Raw genomic sequence first — 18,846 nt, 5'->3', positions numbered from 1 at the left:
ACAACTCGCCCCCGAGAGCCAGGAGGTACGCCGCGTCTCACTCCCCAGAGGGAGATACCTGAGAGCCAGCCGCGATCAGACCCGTCTCGTACGCGCAGATCACCGCCTGGATCCGGTCCCGCAGCCCCAGCTTCGACAGCACGTTGCCCACATGCGATTTGACCGTGTGCTCGCTCACCATCAGCTCCACCGCGAGCTCCGCGTTCGACAACCCCCGCCCCAGGTGCAGCAGCGTCTCCCGCTCCCGGGCCGTCAGCACCTCCAGCCGCTCCGCGGACAGCGCCTCTCCGGCCGCCGGCCGGGCCGTCGCCGCCGTGTACTCCGCGATCAGCCGCCGGGCCACCGAAGGCGCCAGCAGGGACTCGCCCGCCGCCACCACCCGTACGGCGTGCACCAGATCGTCCCGCCGCACGTCCTTGAGCAGGAACCCGCTGGCCCCCGCGTGCAGCGCCTCGTACACGTACTCGTCCGAGTCGAAGGTCGTCAGCATCACCGTCCGGCAGGAACTCGTCCCCGAGATCTCCCGGCACGCCTCGATCCCGTCCAGCACCGGCATCCGTACGTCCAGCAGCGCCACGTCGGGCGCGAGGGACCGTACCGCCGCGACCGCCGCCGCCCCGTCCCCGACCTCGGCCACCACTTCGATGTCCTCCTGGACGTCCAGGATCATCGCGAAGCCGCTGCGCACCAGTTCCTGGTCGTCGGCCACCACCACACGGATCGTCACCGGATCTCTCCCAGGCTGCCCCAGGCTTCAGCTCGGGGAGGGATGGGTCCTTGGGGTGGAGCCGCGTAGCGGCGGAGTTCGTTGCTCATCTGTTCTGACCTGCACTCTCTTTCGTTGTCAGTGGGGGCGGTTAGGTTGGGGAGCGTGCAGACAGCAGCGATGGACGATGGGGGATCCGGGCAGGCCCGGTACACCTTCCGGCTTCGCGTGTCGTCCACCGCGCTTACCCGGCTTGAAGCGGAGTGGGCGCGGTGCCGGTGGGTGTGGAACGAGTGCGTGGCGATGTCCCGCAAGGTCCACGCCCACAACATGACGGCCGGCGAGAAGGTGACGTGTGGTCCGTCGCAGCTCGACAAGCTGCTGACCGGGGCCCGATGCGCGATGGCGTGGCTGCGTGAGGGCAGCAGCGTTCCGCAGCAGCAGCTCATCCGCGACTTCGCCAAGTCCCGCGCGAAGGCCCTCAAGGACATCAAGGCCCGCTTGCCGATGCGGCAGCGCGCAGGGATGCCGAAGTACAAGAGGGAGCACCTGGTGGATCCGACGCTCAACTACACGCAGCGCGGCTTCCGGTTGAAGGACGGGCGTCTGCATCTGGCCGGGGGTATCAGCGTGACCGTGGTGTGGTCGCGGGATCTGCCCGAGCCGCCGTCGTCGGTGCGCGTGTACCGGGACAGCCTCGGGCACTGGTACGCCAGTTTCGTCGCCCCCACGACCACCGAGACGCTTCCCTCCACGGGCGCGGTGATCGGCATCGACTGGGGCGTGCGGGAGATCGCGACCACCACGTCCGACGACCACGACCTGCTTCACGCCGAACATGGCAGGAAGGCCGCCGGCCGCCTTGCGCACTACCACCGGATGATGGCCCGCCGCCGCGTACCCAAGGGCAAGGCCCAGTCGAAGGGCTACCGTCAAGCGCGGCGGCAGGCCGCGAAGGTGCAGAAGAAGATTGCCCGGCAGCGTCAGGACACCGCCCGCAAGTGGGCCAAGAAGGTGGTCCGTGACCATGACGCCCTCGCGGTGGAGGACTTCAAGCCGAAGTTCCTCGCTAAGTCCACCATGGCCCGTAAAGCGGCAGACGCCGCGATCAGCGGCACGAAGACGGCGCTGATCGAGATGGGCCGCAAGCACGGTCGTGCCGTGCACCTTGTCCACCCCGCGCACACCACCATGGACTGCGCGCAGTGCGGAGCGAGAACCAAGCACGCACTACCCCTCTCGGAACGTACCTATTCGTGCACCGCGTGCGGAGCCGTGTCCCCCAGGGACAAGAACTCCGCACACGTGATGCTCGTCCGGGCTGGTCTCAACCCGGCTGGTGCTGATCGTGTAAGAGCGTGCGGACCGCCGGTCCGCCGCCGACGTGAGCCAGGAATCCCCTCCCTTTAGGGAGGGGAGGATTCAATTCCCCACCTCCGCGCCCGACGTTACAAGCACCACCCGCACCTCGAAGCCGCTGCCGTCCGGGCCGGGACCCGTCCGGGCGGTGCCCCCGTGGGCTGCGGCCCGCTCCTGGATCCCGATCAGGCCGTGCCCGCCCGGTCGAGCCCGCGGCACGGAGCCGGCGCTCGCACCCGCAGCCGCCCCCGTGTCAGGACCCCGCCCGTCGTCCGTGACTTTCACCGTGAGCTCCCGCTCCCCGTACTCCAGGCGCACGGCCACCGCCGAAGCCCCGGCGTGCTTGACCACATTGGTCAGCGCCTCCTGCACCACCCGGTGCACCGTCGCCTCCAGCGCCGCCGGCAGGGCGCGCACCGAGCCCGTGCGCTCGTAGGTCACCTCCGGCCCGCTGCCCCGGACCCGCTCCAGCAGCCCCGCCAGCTCCCCGATGCCGGGCTGCGGGGAGCGGGGCGCCGCCTCGTCCGTGCGCAGCACCCCCAGCATCGTGCGTAGCTGGGCCATCGCGTCCCGGCCCGTCTCCGCGATGGCCTCGAACGCGGCCTCGGCCCGCTCGGGGGCCCTGCGCACGGCCACCGGGCCGGCCTCCGCCTGCACGATCATGATGCTGACCGCGTGCGAGAGGATGTCGTGCATCTCCCGTGCGATCCGGGCCCGTTCGCGTGCGGCCGCCTGCTCCGCCTCGATCCGGTTGGCCCGCTCCAGCTGGGCGGCCCGGTCCAGAAGGGCCGCCGTGTACGCCTGCCGGGTGTGCTGGAGCCGCCCCAGCGCGTACGCGGCGCCGGAGACGAAGAAGGTGAAGAGCAGTTCGCGCGCGGTTCCGGTGTTCCAGTACACCGACAGGGCGACCGTGAGGACCGTGAGCCCGCCGACCGCCAGCCGTACCCGGGTCGTGCACTGCAGGGCGACCGTGTAGAAGGCGAGCAGTCCCGCGTACGGCAGAGGCTGCCCCGGGCCGTCGACCCCCAGGTTGTACACCCCGCCGGCCACCAGGATCGCGGCCAGCACCGTCACCGGAGCCCGCCGCCGCCAGACCAGCGGCAGCACGCCGAGCGTGGTCATCGCGTACGAGGCCCAGTCCGCGGGCGGAGACCCGGCCGGCCGGGGCACCACGAAGGGCATCGTGACGGCCAGTTGCACCAGCAGGGTCAGCCCCAGGTCCTGCCGGCGCGGACCGGCCCGCCGGATCCTTGCTCCGAGCTCCCCCCAGGCCCGTATCACCGGCCGAGCTCGGCCCGTACGGCTCCCAGCGCGTCCACGCGGTTCGTCGTGATCGAGTCCACCCCGGCCCTGACCAGCGCACGCATCGAGCGCTTCGTGTCCGGGGTCCAGGCCGACACCAGCAGGCCGTCCCGGTGCAGGGCGTCCACCAGCTCCGGGCCGACCAGCCCGAAGCGGTAGTTGAGCCAGGTCGGGGCCACCGCGTCGATCAGCACCCGGCGCGGGGGCGCCAGGGTGGTCCACGTGAGCGCGATCTCGGCGCCCGGATCGGCGGCGCGCACCGCCAGCATGGTGGCCGGACCCGCGCAGTAGTACGTACGGTCGCGGGCCCCGCACTCGCGGACCTGGCCGACGACGGTCCGTACGGTCTCGGCCGTCGCACCCGGCAGGTCGACCATGACCCGGCCCGCGCCGGCGGCCGCCAGGGCCTCGCGCAGGGTCGGGATCCCGCCGTCCGTCAGCTCCCGCAGCTGCGGGGCCGTGACGTCTTCGAGCCGCACGTCATGGCCCCACAGCCGCTGGAGATCCTCGTCGTGGAGCAGTACGGGGACCCCGTCGCGGGTCATCCGCACGTCGATCTCCACCGCGTCCGCCCCCCGGTCGAAGGCGGAGCGGATCGAGGGCAGGGTGTTCTCGCGGACGCGGTAGGGATCCCCGCGGTGGCCTACGGCAGTCAGGGTGCGCATGCACCCATTCTGCGCAAGCGTCAGGAAGCCAGCCAGGCGGAGGTGTACGTGTCGATCTCGGCGGTGAGCTTCGCCTTGCCGGCCGGGTCCAGGAAGGAGGCCTCGACGGCGTTCTTCGCGAGCTGGGCGAGGCCGCGCTCGTCCAGGTCCAGCAGCCGCGCGGCCACCGCGTACTCGTTGTTGAGGTCCGAGCCGAACATCGGCGGGTCGTCGCTGTTGATGGTGACGAGCACGCCGGCCGCCACCATCTCCTTGACGGGGTGCTCGTCGAGGGTGGCGACGGCGCGGGTGGCGATGTTGGAGGTGGGGCAGACCTCCAGCGCGATGCGGTGCTCGGCGAGGTAGGCGAGCAGCTCCGGGTCCCGGGTGGCGCTGGTGCCGTGGCCGATGCGCTCGGCGCCCAGCTCGCGGATCGCGTCCCAGATGGTCTCCGGGCCGGTGGTCTCGCCGGCGTGCGGCACGCTGTGCAGTCCGGCGGCGCGGGCGGCGTCGAAGTACGGCTTGAACTGCGGGCGCGGCACCCCGACCTCCGGGCCGCCCAGGCCGAAGGAGACCAGGCCCTCGGGGCGCAGGTCCAGGGCGAGGCGGGCGGTCTCCGCGGCGGCCTCCTGGCCGGCTTCGCCGGGGATGTCGAAGCACCAGCGCAGGATCACGCCGAGCTCGGCCTCGGCGGCCTTGCGGGCGTCCTCGATGGCCTCCATGAAGGCCTTCTCGTCGATCCCTCGGCGGGTGGAGGAGTACGGGGTGATGGTGAGCTCCGCGTACCGGATGTTCTGCCGGGCCATGTCGCGGGCGATCTCGAAGGTGAGGTGGCGCACGTCGTCGGGGGTGCGGACCAGGTCGACGACGGAGAGGTAGACCTCGATGAAGTGCGCGAAGTCGGTGAACGTGAAGTAGTCGGCGATGGCCTCGGGGTCCGTGGGGACCTTGGAGTCCGGGTGCCGGGAAGCGAGTTCGGCCACGATGCGGGGGGAGGCCGAGCCGACGTGGTGGACGTGCAGTTCGGCCTTGGGCAGCCCCGCGATGAAGGGGTGCAGGTCGGACATGAGGGTGCCTCCGGAGGACGCGGTGCGGATGGAGCGGCCTTCATCGTAGGCAGGACCCGCACCGCGGAAGGGGCCTGTCGGAGGGAGCGCTTAGCATGGCCGTACGAGAGGGGGGCGCCGTATGACCGATCAGAGCCCCGAGTCGCGAGACCCCTGGGCGCCGCTGGAGCAGCCCGCGGTCGAACTGGGCAAACAGCAGGGCGGGCCGGGGGCGTCGGGGGCGCCGGTGGTTCCGGGGGTGCACGACCAGCAGACCGTCACGGGGATGCCGGGGGCGGGCGGCCACCCGGGCGGCCACCCGGGCGGCCACCCGGGAGCCCCGCTTCCGGGGCAGACGCCGCCGGCCGGGACCGGCCCGATACCCGCCGGGGCGCCCGCGCCCCAGCCGGGGCAGACGCCCGCCTACGGGTACCCGGCCCAGCCGGATCCCGCGGGGTACGGATATCCCGCCGCGCAGCAGCCGGTTCAGCAGCCCGGATACCAGGGCTACCCCGGTTACGCGGGCTACGCCGGATACCCGGGGGGCGGCGGATACCCGGTGTACCCGCCCAGGAGCAACGGCTTCGGGGTCACCGCGCTCGTGCTCGGGATCCTCTCCGTGGTCACGTGCTACTTCGGCCTCCTGTTCGGCGTTCCGGCCGTCATCTTCGGCGTGCTGGGCCGCGGCAAGGCCAAGCGCGGCGAGGCCGACAACGAGGGCATGGCGCTGGCCGGCATCATCACCGGCGCGGTCGGCATCGTGATCAGCTGCCTGATCATCGCGCTAATCACCTTCGGCGTCATGTTCGGAGACAGCAGCTCCGACTCCGACTCGGGGCCGCGCAATTCGCAGGTCCTCGAAAAGGCCTGAGCCACGCCGGATCCACGGGAGGGCCGGGAGGGGGACAGGTTTATACCTGCCCCCTCCCGGCCCCCCGTCAGGCGTTCCGTCAGACGTCCTGTCAGGCCGCGCTCTCCGCCTGCCCGGTCACCCACGGCCACGTGGCGTCCCGGCCGTCCTCGATCAGGGACACCATGCGGAAGGCCGCGTCGGTGAGCCCGCCGAAGGTGTGCCGGTTCGCGGACCCGGAGGGCGCGTGGCCCACCCGGTATCCGGCGAGGTTCCAGGTGTAGACCGGGACCGTGTCCGGCACCAGGACCGTCGGATCGCCGCCGTAGGCGTACGTGGCCTGCTCGTCGGTGACGATCAGGACCCGGTCGTGCCCGGCGTAGTGCGCGCGCACCGCCTCCGCCGTGCAGGTGCCGCCGAGGTCCTGGAACCGCTCCAGCACCTTCAGCACCGACTCGCCCCGCCGGAACCCGACCACCTTGCTGGTGGTGCCGAACTGCACCAGGTCGGCGTCCTCGGCGCGCAGCGCCAGCGCCGTCCCGAAGACGGCCGCCGCGTCGGCCCGGTTGAGCTGCGAGCGGTCCGACAGCGGCGACCACATCGACCCGGACCGGTCCACCAGGATCAGCGTCCGCCCGGGCAGCGCCGGTACGTGGGCCAGGGAGTGGCCCAGCGCCCGCTCCAGCGGGTACGCCCAGCGCAGCGAGGGGGCGTGCTGGTGGGCGGCCAGGTAGCGGAAGGGGAACTGCCGGGCCCGGGCGACGGTCTCCGCGTCGGAGATCTTCGCCGCGACCCGCTCGGCCACCGCGTCCGACACCCCGGCCTCGTCGAAGTTGCGCAGGTTGCGCAGCAGCGCCATCGCGCCCATGGACGGGATGACCGCCTCCCAGGCGGTCGCGTCCATCGGCCCCTGAAGCCAGCCGGCCAGCGCCTCCCAGGTCATGCCCGCCGCGGCGAGCCGCTCGGCTCCGTCCGCCGCGGTGACCACGGCCCGGCGCTCCGCCACGGGCAGCTCCATCAGGGCCCGGTGCGCGAGCAGGGTGCGGTTGCCCGGCGGGACCTCGGCGGTCTCCGGGTTGTGCCGTCGGTCGAGGGCGTGCCGGAACAGCTCGCCCTGCCAGGGCTTGTCCGGGTCGGGGGAGGCGTGCACGAGGTTGAGGACGTCGCCGAAGCGGTATCCCCGGGAGGCGGTGTCGTACTTCAGCAGGGACTTCCCGGAGTACAGGCGGCGCACCGCGTCGGCGATCCCGCGCTTGACGGGCTTGGGCACGTTCCGCCCGTACGCGGCCGTCCAGTAGGCGAGCAGCTCGCCCGGCTCGTCCGCGCGCAGCAGCACGGAGTCCACGACCTGCCGGTTCGAGGGCCCGCCGGTCGCTCCGGCGTCGAGCCGCGCCTTGACGTACTCGGCGGCGCCGACGAGCGAAGCCGTCCGCATGTTGCCGTCGCGGCGCAGCCAGCCGAGCAGGCCGGCGGTCCACTCGGGATCCTCCACGGCAAGGGTGCGCACGAGCGCGCCGAACCGGCCGTCGCGGGCCTCGCCGGACTCGTAAGCGGTCTGCTGCGTCACGAAGTTGGCGACGGCGAGCAGGAACAGCTCGGAGCGCGGATCGCGGACGAAGCCGGGGCTGCCGTGCGCGTTGGCGGCGCGGCGGCCGGTGGAGCGGACGGGCGAGGCGGGTGCGGTGGACGCAGCGGGTGCGGTGGGCGCCGCCTTGGAGCGGAGCAGGTTGAAGCGAGCCATGAGAATCCCCCCGAATTCAGTGGAAAGCGGGGGAGGCGTGACGTGCGGAATGCCCGAGATCGAAGTCGGCGACGGACTGTGTCGACTGCTCTATCCGACTGAGCTACCGGCCGGAGCCGGGCGGGACTCGAACCCGCGACCTGTTGATCCGGAAGTAACCGTTGCCTGCGCACCGGGCACTCCGCACGTGCGCCTCCCGAGGAAGAAGTGGCCGCGGCGTTGTTTCGTGGAAGAAGTAGCCGTGGCCCGCGCACCGGGAGGTGCGTGAACGTAGGTGTCCAGAGATCGAGTTCGGCGAAACCGCAAGGCGCTCTGCCAACTGAGCTACACCGGCCCGAAGCCGGTGACGGGACTCGAACCCGCGGCCACCCCATTAACAGTGGAAGTAGGTCTCACCTGCGCACCTGGACAAGGATCACGCTAGACGTCCGCTCCGGCGTGCGCGATCGATTAACGCGGCACTACAGCTCCGCCCGCAGCCGCTCGCGCGCCTCCATGAGCGCGAAGCCCAGCAGGTTCAGGCCGCGCCAGCGCGCCGGGTCCAGCGCGCGCTCGTCGTCGGCGGCCAGTCCTATGCCCCAGATCCGGTCCATCGGGCTGGCCTCCACCAGGACCCGCTTCCCGGTCGAGAGCAGGTACGAGGCCAGCGCCGGATCGGAGCCGAACTTGTGCACGCTGCCCTCCACCACCAGCGCGAACCGCTCCCGCTCCCACACCACGTCGTCGAAGCCGCGCACCAGCCGCCCGGCCTTCTTCGCGGCCGCCGGACTCTTCGCCTCCAGAGCCGCCCGCTCGGCCTCGGCATCCTCGAACAGGCGCGCCTTTCCGGCCATCATCCAGTGCTCGGCGGTGGCGTACCGCACGTCACCCACGGTGAACTCGGACGGCCACCACTGACTGAGGCAGCTCGGTCCGAGCGTCCCGTCGGGCCGCGGCCGGTGTCCCCAGAACGGCAGGAACTTCAGCCTCTCACCCCGGCTGACCTGCCCGATCAGTTCCTCGATGTTCTCCATGCATGCGAGTCTCGCAGGAGCACCGGACACTTCGTACGGGATTTCGGGCGCGCCTCGACACATGGTCGACCGATTCCGTCGCGTAATCAAAAGGCAACAACGGAATCACTTGGCCGAGGGGTGTACCTCTGCCAGGATCGGCACTCAATTCGAGCTGTAGCTCGAACTGTAGCTACGGAGAGCGTGAGAGCGTGATGGGCAACCGCTTCCAGGTCAAGGTCCAGGTCAAGGACCGATTCGCCGAAGGCGCGCAGTACATCGACGGGCAGCTGCGGCCCGGCACCTCGGGCCGGTCACACACCGTGATCGACCCCGCCACGGGCGAGGAGGTGCTCACCTACGAGCTGGCCTCCACCGCCGACGTGGACGCCGCCGTCGCCGCCGCCAAGCGGGCCTTCCCGGGCTGGTCCGGGGCCACCCCCGGGGAGCGCTCCGACGCGCTGCACCGGCTGGCCGGAGTGCTGGCCGAGCGGGCCGAGGAATTCGCGTACGCGGAGTCCCTGCAGTGCGGCAAGCCGGTCAAGCTGTCGACCGAGTTCGACGTCCCGGGGACCATCGACAACACCGCCTTCTTCGCGGGCGCCGCGCGCCACCTCCAGGGGCAGGCCGCCGGCGAGTACTCCGGGGACCACACCTCGTACGTGCGCCGCGAGGCGATCGGGGTCGTGGGCTCCATCGCGCCGTGGAACTACCCGCTGCAGATGGCCGCCTGGAAGATCCTTCCGGCGATCGCCGCGGGCAACACCATCGTCCTCAAGCCCGCCGAGCTCACCCCGCTGACCTCCCTGATGTTCGCCCAGGCGGCCAAGGAGGCGGGCCTGCCCGACGGCGTGGTCAACATCGTCACCGGCGCCGGCCGGGACGCGGGCGAGCACCTGGTCGGCCACCCGGACGTGGTCATGACCTCCTTCACCGGGTCCACCGCCATCGGCAAGCGGGTCGCCGAGATCGCCACCGCCACCGTCAAGCGGCTCCACCTGGAGCTCGGCGGCAAGGCCCCCTTCCTCGTCTTCGACGACGCGGACCTGGAGGCCGCCGCCAACGGCGCCGTCGCCGCCTCCCTGATCAACACCGGCCAGGACTGCACGGCCGCCACCCGTGCCTACGTCCAGCGCCCCCTCCACGACGCCTTCGTCGCCCGGGTCGCCGAGCTGATGGAGACCGTCCGCGTCGGAGACCCCTTCGATCCGTCGACCGACCTCGGCCCGCTGGTCTCGCACGCGCACCGCGACCGGGTCGCCGGTTTCGTCGAGCGCGCCCGTGCGTACGCCACCGTCGTCACCGGCGGTGAGATCCCCGGAGCCAGGGAAGAGGAACGCCACCTCGCGGACGGCGCGTACTACCGGCCCACGCTGATCGCCGGCGCCGCCCAGGACAGCGAGGTGGTCCAGTCCGAGATCTTCGGGCCGGTCCTCGTGGTCCTGCCCTTCGACACCGACGACGAGGGCATCGCGCTGGCCAACGACACCCCGTACGGGCTCGCCGCCTCCGCCTGGAGCCGTGACGTGTACCGGGCGAACCGCGCCACCCGCGAGATCCAGGCGGGCTGCGTCTGGGTCAACGACCACATCCCGATCATCAGCGAGATGCCGCACGGGGGCTACAAGGCCAGTGGCTTCGGAAAGGACATGAGCACGTACTCCTTCGAGGAGTACACGCAGGTCAAGCACGTGATGTACGACAACACCGCGGTGGCCGCGAAGGACTGGCACCGCACGATCTTCGGGGACAGAACCTAACACTTCGCGGCTACCGCCGCGGGGCAGTTGCCGCCCGACCAGCGGCCCGCACCCATCCCGAAAGGGCACCTCCCATGGAGCAGTTCGAGCCCGCCCGCCTCTCGGCGGCGCAACTCGCCGCGATGCGGCGCAGCCTCACCACCGGGCGCGGCGCCCTCACCCGCCGCTCCGTGCTGCGCGCCTCCGGAGTCGGAGCGCTCACCCTCGGCGGCCTCTCCGCGCTCGCCGGCTGCGGCATCCCGCCGGCCAAGCGCGCGGAGGGCAACGCCGCGGCCTCCGACGACCACTCGGCCCAGGAGAAGGAGATCAACTTCTCCAACTGGACCGAGTACATGGACACCAGCGAGGACGAGAAGTCCCGTCCCACGCTGGAGGAGTTCACCAAGCGGACCGGTATCAAGGTCAAGTACACCGAGGACATCAACGACAACGTCGAGTTCTTCGGCAAGATCAAGCCCCAGCTCGCGGCCGGCCAGGACACCGGCCGCGACCTGATCGTCGTCACCGACTGGCTCGCCGCGCGCATCATCCGGCTCGGCTGGGCCCAGAAGCTGGACCCCTCCCAGCTCCCGCACGCCTACGCCAACCTGATCCCGCAGTTCCGCAGCCCCGACTGGGACCCGGGCCGCGCGTACAGCTATCCGTGGACCGGCATCAACACCGTCATCGCCTACAACACCAAGGCGACCGGCGGGAAGAAGGTCGACTCCGTCACGCAGATGCTGGACGACCCCTCCCTCAAGGGCCGCGTCGGCTTCCTCACTGAAATGCGCGACAGCGTCGGCATGACCCTGCTCGACCAGGGCAAGGACCCGGCGAAGTTCACCGACGCCGACTACGACGAGGCGATCGGCCGGCTCCAGAAGGGCGTGGACAAGAAGCAGATCCGCCGCTTCACCGGCAACGACTACACCGCGGACCTCGACAAGGGCGACCTCGCAGCCTGCCTGGCCTGGGCCGGCGACGTCATCCAGCTCCAGGCCGGCAACCCGGACATCCAGTACGCGATCCCGGCGCCCGGCTACATCACCTCCAGCGACAACCTGCTGGTCCCCGTGAAGGCCCGGCACAAGGCCAACGCGGAGCGGCTCATCGACTACTACTACGAGCCCCCGGTGGCCGCCCAGCTGGCCGCGTACATCAGCTACGTCTGCCCCGTCGAGGGCGTCAAGGACGAGCTGGCCAAGATCGACCCGGAGCTCGCGGACAACGTCCTGATCGTCCCCGACAAGGCGATGGCCGCCAAGTCGCACGCCTTCCGCTCCCTCACCGGTGAGGAAGAGACGGCGTACGAAGAGAAGTTCGCCAAGCTCATCGGAGCCTGACGGGTCCCGCCGCCGTCCCCGCCGGCGACAGGCACCCGTACCGGCACCTGCCCCTTCCACGACACACCACCGAAGGCCCAGGCCCATGACTGACAAGACCGAAGGCGGCGACGTCCGCCTCGCCGGGATCAGCAAGCACTACGGATCCTTCACCGCCGTGCACCCGCTGGATCTCACCATCCCCCAGGGATCCTTCTTCGCCCTGCTCGGCGCCTCGGGCTGCGGGAAGACCACCACCCTGCGCATGATCGCCGGCCTGGAGGAGCCCTCCACCGGCACCGTCAGCCTCGGCGACCGCGAGGTCACGCACCTGCCGCCGTACAAGCGCCCGGTCAACACGGTCTTCCAGAGCTACGCCCTCTTCCCGCACCTCGACGTCTCGGAGAACATCGCCTTCGGGCTGCGCCGCCGCGGCATCAAGTCGGTCAAGAAGCAGGTCGACGACATGCTGGAGCTGGTCCAGCTCGGCCAGTTCGCCCGGCGCAAGCCGCACCAGCTCTCCGGCGGCCAGCAGCAGCGCGTGGCCGTCGCCCGCGCGCTCATCAACCACCCGCAGGTGCTGCTCCTCGACGAGCCGCTCGGCGCCCTCGACCTCAAGCTGCGCCGCCAGATGCAGCTGGAGCTCAAGCGCATCCAGACCGAGGTCGGCATCACCTTCGTGCACGTCACGCACGACCAGGAGGAGGCCATGACCATGGCCGACACGGTCGCCGTGATGAACGGCGGCCGCGTCGAGCAGCTCGGCGCCCCCGCCGACCTGTACGAGAACCCGAAGACGACCTTCGTGGCGAACTTCCTCGGCACCTCGAACCTCATCGAGGCCGAGGTGCTGGAGGCCGGCGCGTCCGACGTAGTCGTCTCCTCGGCCGGTACGAAGCTGCGCGTCCCGGCGACGCGATGTTCGACCACACCCCGCGCCGGCGGCAAGCTGCTGGTCGGGGTGCGCCCGGAGAAGATCTCCCTGGTCCACGCGGACGCGGAGGGCACGGTCGCGGCCGGCCGCAACAAGGTCGCCGGCAAGATCGCGGCCACCTCCTTCATCGGAGTCTCCACCCAGTTCGTCATCGACAGCCCGGTCTGCCCGGAGCTGGAGGTGTACGTGCAGAACATCGAGCGCGACGCCCGCCTCGTCCCCGGCGCCGACGTCATACTGCACTGGAACCCGGACCACACCTTCGGCCTGGACGCGGCACAGGACATCGACGCCGGCATCGAGACGGTCGAGGAGAGCGCGTGACCGCCCCCGCGACCCTGCCCGAGGTCGCCGTTTCCGCCGAGCCCCCGGTGCACAAGCCGTCCCTGAAGAAGCGCCTGGTCCCGTACTGGCTGCTGCTCCCGGGCATCCTGTGGCTGCTCGTCTTCTTCGTGCTGCCGATGATCTACCAGGCCTCGACCTCGGTGCAGACCGGCTCCCTCGAAGAGGGATTCAAGGTCACCTGGCACTTCCAGACGTACTGGGACGCCTTCACCGAGTACTACCCGCAGTTCCTGCGCTCCCTGCTCTACGCCGGCACCGCGACCGCGCTCTGCCTGCTGCTGGGCTATCCGCTGGCCTACCTGATCGCCTTCAAGGCGGGCCGCTGGCGCAACCTGCTCCTGGTGCTGGTCATCGCCCCGTTCTTCACCAGCTTCCTGATCCGCACCCTGGCCTGGAAGACGATCCTGGCCGACGGCGGCCCGGTGGTCGACGTCCTCAACACGGTCGGCTTCCTGGACGTCACCAGCTGGCTCGGCATGACCGAGGGCGACCGCGTCCTCGCCACGCCGCTCGCGGTCGTCTGCGGTCTGACGTACAACTTCCTCCCCTTCATGATCCTTCCGCTCTACACCTCGCTGGAGCGCATCGACACCCGCCTCCACGAGGCGGCCGGGGACCTGTACGCCCGTCCCGCCACGGTCTTCCGCAAGGTGACCTTCCCGCTGTCCATGCCGGGCGTCGTCTCCGGGACCCTGCTCACCTTCATCCCGGCGAGCGGCGACTACGTCAACGCCGAACTGCTCGGCTCCACGGACACCCGCATGATCGGCAACGTCATCCAGTCGCAGTACCTGCGCATTCTCGACTACCCGACGGCGGCCGCCCTGTCCTTCATCCTCATGGCCATCGTGCTCGTCATGGTCACCATCTACATCCGCCGAGCGGGGACGGAGGACCTGGTCTGATGAAGAGCGCCACCACCTGGCTGCGCCGCAACCTCGTCGTGATCGCGGGGCTCGGCACGCTCGCCTACCTGATCCTGCCGAACGTCGTCGTCACGGTCTTCTCCTTCAACAACCCCACCGGACGGTTCAACTACGCCTGGCAGGAGTTCTCCCTCGACGCGTGGAAGGACCCCTGCGGGGTCGCCGACATGTGCGGGTCCCTGTCCCTCTCGCTCCAGATCGCCCTGTGGGCCACCCTCGGCGCGACCGTGCTGGGCACCGCGATCGCCTTCGCGATGGTCCGCTACCGGTTCCGCGGGCGCGGCGCGGTCAACTCGCTGATCTTCCTGCCGATGGCCATGCCCGAGATCGTGATGGCGGCCTCGCTGCTGGCCCTCTTCCTCAACATGGGCATCCAGCTCGGCTTCTGGACGATCCTGATCGCCCACGTCATGTTCTGCCTCAGCTTCGTCGTCGCCGCCGTCAAGGCCCGGGTGCTCTCCATGGACCCCCGCCTGGAGGAAGCGGCCCGCGATCTCTACGCCGGACCCGTGCAGACCTTCCTGCGCGTCACCCTGCCGATCGCGGCCCCGGGCATCGCGGCGGGCGCGCTGCTCTCCTTCGCGCTCTCGTTCGACGACTTCATCATCACCAATTTCAACTCGGGCAACACCGTCACCTTCCCCATGTTCGTGTGGGGATCGGCCCAGCGCGGTACGCCTGTACAGATCAACGTCATCGGCACCGCGATGTTCGTCATCGCGGTCCTGGTGGTGCTGGCCGGCCAGATGGTCGCCAACCGCCGCAAGAAAGCACAGCCCAAGTAACACCTGTAGGGAGTTGGAAGACATGGCCCCAGACGCCATGCGCACCGCTGCACGATCTCTTTCCGAAGCGAAGCCGGTCTCGTACTGGCTGGACGACCCGGGCAAGCCCGCCGCCGAGCCCGCCCTCACCGGGGACGAGCACTGCGACCTGCTCGTCATCGGCGGCGGCTACAGCGGCCTGTGGACCGCGCTGCTCGCCAAGGAGCGCGACCCCGCCCGGGACGTCGTCCTCATCGAGGGCCACGAGGCGGGCTGGGCCGCCTCGGGCCGCAACGGCGGCTTCTGCGCCGCCTCCCTCACCCACGGCCTCGCCAACGGGATGGCCCGCTGGCCGGACGAGCTCGCCAAGCTGGAAGACCTCGGAGCGCAGAACCTCGACGCCATCGAGGAGGCTGTCGCCCGCTACGGCATCGACTGCGACTTCGAGCGCAGCGGTGAGATCGACGTGGCCACCGAGCCGCACCAGGTCGCGGAGCTCCGCGAGTTCCACGCCGAGGCCGAGCGGCTCGGCCTGGCCGGCCGCTCCGAATGGCTGGATGCGGACGCCGTACGGGCCGAGGTCGACTCCCCGACCTTCCTCGGCGGGATCTGGGACCGCGACGGCGTCGCCATGCTCAACCCGGCGAAGCTCGCCTGGGGCCTGAAGCGGGCCTGCCTGGAGCTGGGCGTACGGATCTACGAGAACACGCGCGGGCTGGACCTGGCCGGCTCGGGGGAGGGGATGGCCGTGCGCACCCCGTACGGCCGGGTCTTCGCCCGCCGGGTGGCGCTGGGCACCAACATCTTCCCGTCGCTGGTCAAGCGGGTGCGCCCGCTGACCGTCCCGGTCTACGACTACGCGCTCATGACGGAGCAGCTCACCGAGGAGCAGCTCGCCTCGATCGGCTGGAAGAACCGGCAGGGCCTCGGCGACAGCGCCAACCAGTTCCACTACTTCCGGATCACCCCCGACCGGCGGATCCTGTGGGGCGGATACGACGCGATCTACCCCTACGGCGGCAAGCTCGACGCCGAGCACGACCACCGGCCCGAGACGTACCTCAAGCTCGCCGAGCACTTCTTCACCTGCTTCCCGCAGCTGGAAGGGGTGAAATTCAGCCACGCCTGGGGCGGGGCGATCGACACCTGCTCGCGCTTCTCCGCCTTCTTCGGCACCGCGCACGCCGGCAAGGTGGCCTACGCGGCCGGCTACACCGGGCTGGGCGTCGGGGCCACCCGCTTCGGCGCCGACGTGATGCTCGACCTGCTCTCCGGGGAGAAGACCGAGCGCACCGAGCTGGAAATGGTCCGCTCCAAGCCGATGCCCTTCCCGCCCGAGCCCTTCGCCTGGACCGGCATCACGATGACGAAGTGGTCGCTGGCCCGGGCCGACCGGCTGGGCGGGCACCGCAACCTGTGGCTGAAGACGCTGGACCGCTTCGGTCTCGGCTTCGACAGCTGAGGCCGCGCGGTCGGCTGCGCACCGGTGTGGTGATCGGGTAAGAGACGCCCGCACGCCCCTGGCGCACCCCGGCCCCGGCGGTGTGACCCGGTTCACCACCAAGGGGTAGGGAAACCCGCGTCATACCTGCGCCCGGCCCCGCTCTCTCCTGTGAGAACGCTTCACCTCACACAGAGAGCGGAGGCCGGGCGATGACGATCCCGGGGGACAAGACGGCAGTGGAATGGCTGGTCTCGGTGGCGCCCGATCCGGACGCCTGCCGGTGGGAGTGGGAGCGCAACCCCCTCGGGGTCGCCCTGCTGCCCGCCGGCCGCCGGTGGGACGTGCTGATCCTGCCGGGGGAGCTGGGACACGCCACCCTCGAAGTACTGGACGCGCTGCTGGACCGGCCCGGCCCGGTGCTCGCCGATTTCGGCGACTCCAGGCTGGGCTTCTTCGTGCCCCCGGGCACGGCGTCCCGCTGGGTCGGGACGGGCGTACGGGGAGTCGGGCACGGGACCTGGATCGTGGTCCCGTACCCCGGCCGGGCCACGGGCGGGGTCCGCTGGCTCGTGGTCCCGGACGGGCAGGGCACGCTCACCGATCCGGTGGTGCTGGAACTCGCGATGCACGAGGCGGCGGCGCGCGTCGTGGGGCGGGGAGGCGGGAAGTCTTGACAAGGGCATTGGTCTGGACCATCTTGGGCGCCGCTGTGCCTTCCCCCACCGCTTCCCCACCCGCGGCCCGGCTCCATCCCCCCATGTACCGGAGGCAGTTGTGCGCTCCAACCGTTCCCATCGCCCCACCCGCCCCGCCAGACCCACCGTCATACGCTCCGCGCTGTCCCTCCTTACCGCCGCCGCCCTCGCGGCCGCCGGCCTCCTCGCCGCCGGCCAGCCGGCCGCGGCGGCCGACGCCGACCTCATCCGCAACGGCGGCTTCGAAGCCGGCCTCGACGGCTGGAGCTGCTCGGCCGGCAGCGGAGCCGCCGTCAGCACCCCCGTGCACGGCGGCGCTTCCGCCCTCAAGGGCACCCCGGCCGGGCAGGACAACGCCCGCTGCTCCCAGACCGTCACCGTCAAGCCCGACTCCGCGTACACGCTGAGCGCCTGGGTGCAGGGCGCGTACGTCTACCTCGGCGCGACCGGCACCGGGACCACGGACCCGCAGACCTGGACGCAGAGCCCGGGTGCCTGGAAGCAGCTCAGCACCAGCTTCCGTACCGGCGCGAGCACCACCTCGGTGACCGTGTACACGCAGGGCTGGTACGGCCAGCCGCCGCAGTTCACCGACGACGTGACCCTCATCGGCCCCGACCCCGGCGGCTCCGGACCCGGCGAGCCCCAGATCCCGGCCGTCCCCGCCGGGCTCACCGCGTCCGCCTCCTCCGCCACCACCGTCGGCCTCTCCTGGGCGGCCGCGACGGGGGCCGCCTCGTACAAGGTCTACCGGGACGGCGCGAACCCGACCACGGTCAGCGGCACTTCGGCGACGGTCACCGGCCTCACCGCCTCCACGACGTACTCCTTCCAGGTCAGCGCGGTCAACGCGGCCGGGGAATCCCCCAAGAGCGCGGCCGTCCCCGTGACCACGCCGAGCGGCGGCGGCAACCCCGGCAACCCGGGCCTGCCCGCCCACGCGCTGGTCGGCTACCTGCACGCCAGCTTCGCCAACGGCTCCGGATACGTCCGGATGGCCGACGTGCCCGCCTCCTGGGACGTCATCAACCTGGCCTTCGGCGAACCCACCTCGGTGACCTCGGGCGACATCCGCTTCCAGCTCTGCCCGGTCAGCGAGTGCCCGACCGTCGAATCGGCCGCGGAGTTCAAGGCGGCCATCAAGGCCAAGCAGGCCGCGGGCAAGAAGGTCCTGATCTCGATCGGCGGCCAGAACGGACAGGTCCAGCTCGGCACCACGGCGGCCCGCGACGCCTTCGTCGCCTCCGTCGGCAAGATCATCGACGAGTACGGGCTCAACGGCCTCGACATCGACTTCGAGGGCCACTCCCTCTCCCTGGCCACGGGCGACACCGACTTCCGCGCCCCCACCACACCGGTGATCGTCAACCTGATCTCGGCCGTGAAGACCCTGAAGGCCAAGTACGGCCCGGACTTCATCCTGACGATGGCCCCCGAGACCTTCTTCGTCCAGCTCGGCTACCAGTTCTACGGATCCGGCCCCTGGGGCGGCCAGGACCCGCGCGCCGGCGCCTACCTCCCGGTCATCCACGCCCTGCGCGACGACCTCACCCTGCTCCACGTCCAGGACTACAACTCGGGCCCGATCATGGGCCTCGACAACCAGTACCACTCCATGGGCGGAGCCGACTTCCACATCGCGATGACGGACATGCTGCTCACGGGCTTCCCGGTGGCCGGCAACACCGCCCGCGTCTTCCCCGCGCTGCGCGCGGACCAGGTGGCCATCGGCCTGCCGGCCACGACCAACGCGGGCAACGGCCACACCCCGCCGGCGGAGGTCGACAAGGCACTGGACTGCCTGACCAAGAAGACCAGCTGTGGGTCGTACCAGACCCACGGCACCTGGCCCGCCCTGCGCGGACTGATGACCTGGTCGATCAACTGGGACCGCTTCGGCAACTGGGAGTTCTCGAAGAACTTCGACGCCTACTTCGGCGGCTGACCGGCGGCTGAGCGGCCATCGGACGTGGGGGGGGCGGGGGGGGGGGGCCCCCCCCCCCCCCCCCAGCGCCCCGCGAGCCCCCGGGGCGG

General features: G+C 70.9%; 16 protein-coding genes and 1 tRNA gene. 10 read left to right on the top strand and 7 right to left on the bottom strand.

The features are described 5' to 3' along the window. Positions 1-37: 37 nt before the first annotated feature. The gene (locus AC061S_RS25500) at positions 38-727 is read right to left on the bottom strand and encodes a response regulator transcription factor (protein ID WP_478688227.1); all 690 of its coding nucleotides are present in this window, start codon (positions 725-727) and stop codon (positions 38-40) included. A gap of 159 nt (positions 728-886) precedes the next feature. On the opposite strand from AC061S_RS25500, the gene AC061S_RS25495 reads away from it, so the two are divergent. Further along, the gene (locus AC061S_RS25495; RefSeq protein WP_478688265.1) at positions 887-2,116 is read left to right on the top strand and encodes an RNA-guided endonuclease InsQ/TnpB family protein; all 1,230 of its coding nucleotides are present in this window, start codon (positions 887-889) and stop codon (positions 2,114-2,116) included. Between the two features lie 12 nt (positions 2,117-2,128). On the opposite strand, the gene AC061S_RS25490 is transcribed toward AC061S_RS25495, so the two are convergent. Genes AC061S_RS25490 through AC061S_RS25480 form a run of 3 tightly spaced genes read right to left on the bottom strand, consistent with a single transcriptional unit; the run spans position 2,129 to position 5,078 of the window. Further along, entirely contained in the window at positions 2,129-3,346 is a 1,218-nt protein-coding gene (locus AC061S_RS25490) for a sensor histidine kinase (RefSeq protein WP_478688226.1), read from the bottom strand. Further along, positions 3,343-4,032, bottom strand: a complete 690-nt coding sequence (locus AC061S_RS25485; RefSeq protein WP_478688225.1) for a glycerophosphodiester phosphodiesterase — start codon at positions 4,030-4,032, stop codon at positions 3,343-3,345. The genes AC061S_RS25490 and AC061S_RS25485 overlap by 4 nt, the downstream gene beginning before the upstream one ends. Positions 4,033-4,052: 20 nt before the next feature. Then, positions 4,053-5,078, bottom strand: a complete 1,026-nt coding sequence (locus AC061S_RS25480) for an adenosine deaminase (protein WP_478688224.1) — start codon at positions 5,076-5,078, stop codon at positions 4,053-4,055. A 121-nt stretch (positions 5,079-5,199) separates the two neighbouring features. Between AC061S_RS25480 and AC061S_RS25475 the strand changes: the two genes are divergently transcribed. Beyond that, on the top strand, positions 5,200-5,928 hold the full coding sequence (locus AC061S_RS25475) for a DUF4190 domain-containing protein (RefSeq protein WP_478688223.1): 729 nt from the start codon (positions 5,200-5,202) through the stop codon (positions 5,926-5,928). Positions 5,929-6,019: 91 nt separating this feature from the next. On the opposite strand, the gene AC061S_RS25470 is transcribed toward AC061S_RS25475, so the two are convergent. The 3 genes from AC061S_RS25470 to AC061S_RS25460 form a co-directional block, all read right to left on the bottom strand. Then, the gene (locus tag AC061S_RS25470; RefSeq protein WP_478688222.1) at positions 6,020-7,648 is read right to left on the bottom strand and encodes a vWA domain-containing protein; all 1,629 of its coding nucleotides are present in this window, start codon (positions 7,646-7,648) and stop codon (positions 6,020-6,022) included. A gap of 338 nt (positions 7,649-7,986) precedes the next feature. Further along, a tRNA-Ser gene (locus AC061S_RS25465) sits at positions 7,987-8,048 on the bottom strand. 61 nt (positions 8,049-8,109) lie between these two features. Further along, positions 8,110-8,661, bottom strand: coding sequence for an NADAR family protein (locus AC061S_RS25460; RefSeq protein WP_478688221.1), 552 nt, complete (start codon positions 8,659-8,661; stop codon positions 8,110-8,112). 194 nt (positions 8,662-8,855) lie between these two features. Between AC061S_RS25460 and AC061S_RS25455 the strand changes: the two genes are divergently transcribed. From AC061S_RS25455 to AC061S_RS25420, 8 genes are all read left to right on the top strand, one after another. After that, positions 8,856-10,400 carry a gamma-aminobutyraldehyde dehydrogenase gene (locus tag AC061S_RS25455; protein ID WP_478688264.1) on the top strand — a complete coding sequence of 515 codons (1,545 nt, stop codon included), beginning with the start codon at positions 8,856-8,858 and terminating at the stop codon, positions 10,398-10,400. Positions 10,401-10,474: 74 nt separating this feature from the next. Beyond that, on the top strand, positions 10,475-11,725 hold the full coding sequence (locus AC061S_RS25450) for a polyamine ABC transporter substrate-binding protein (protein ID WP_478688220.1): 1,251 nt from the start codon (positions 10,475-10,477) through the stop codon (positions 11,723-11,725). 85 nt (positions 11,726-11,810) lie between these two features. Then, entirely contained in the window at positions 11,811-12,962 is a 1,152-nt protein-coding gene (locus AC061S_RS25445; protein WP_478688219.1) for an ABC transporter ATP-binding protein, read from the top strand. After that, positions 12,959-13,888: an ABC transporter permease gene (locus AC061S_RS25440; protein ID WP_243337601.1), complete on the top strand. Its 930-nt coding sequence runs from the start codon at positions 12,959-12,961 to the stop codon at positions 13,886-13,888. The genes AC061S_RS25445 and AC061S_RS25440 overlap by 4 nt, the downstream gene beginning before the upstream one ends. Continuing rightward, entirely contained in the window at positions 13,888-14,694 is an 807-nt protein-coding gene (locus tag AC061S_RS25435; RefSeq protein WP_478688218.1) for an ABC transporter permease, read from the top strand. Before AC061S_RS25440 ends, AC061S_RS25435 begins: the two co-directional genes overlap by 1 nt. A gap of 22 nt (positions 14,695-14,716) precedes the next feature. Continuing rightward, positions 14,717-16,135: an NAD(P)/FAD-dependent oxidoreductase gene (locus tag AC061S_RS25430; RefSeq protein WP_478688217.1), complete on the top strand. Its 1,419-nt coding sequence runs from the start codon at positions 14,717-14,719 to the stop codon at positions 16,133-16,135. A gap of 191 nt (positions 16,136-16,326) precedes the next feature. Then, the gene (locus AC061S_RS25425) at positions 16,327-16,791 is read left to right on the top strand and encodes a hypothetical protein (protein WP_478688216.1); all 465 of its coding nucleotides are present in this window, start codon (positions 16,327-16,329) and stop codon (positions 16,789-16,791) included. 151 nt (positions 16,792-16,942) lie between these two features. Continuing rightward, on the top strand, positions 16,943-18,757 hold the full coding sequence (locus AC061S_RS25420; RefSeq protein WP_478688263.1) for a chitinase: 1,815 nt from the start codon (positions 16,943-16,945) through the stop codon (positions 18,755-18,757). Positions 18,758-18,846: the final 89 nt, after the last annotated feature.

It is taken from the genome of Streptomyces sp. CA189 (assembly GCF_056428985.1).
Note: the sequence above shows the minus strand (reverse complement) of the source record. Positions and strands in the feature narration are given on the sequence as shown.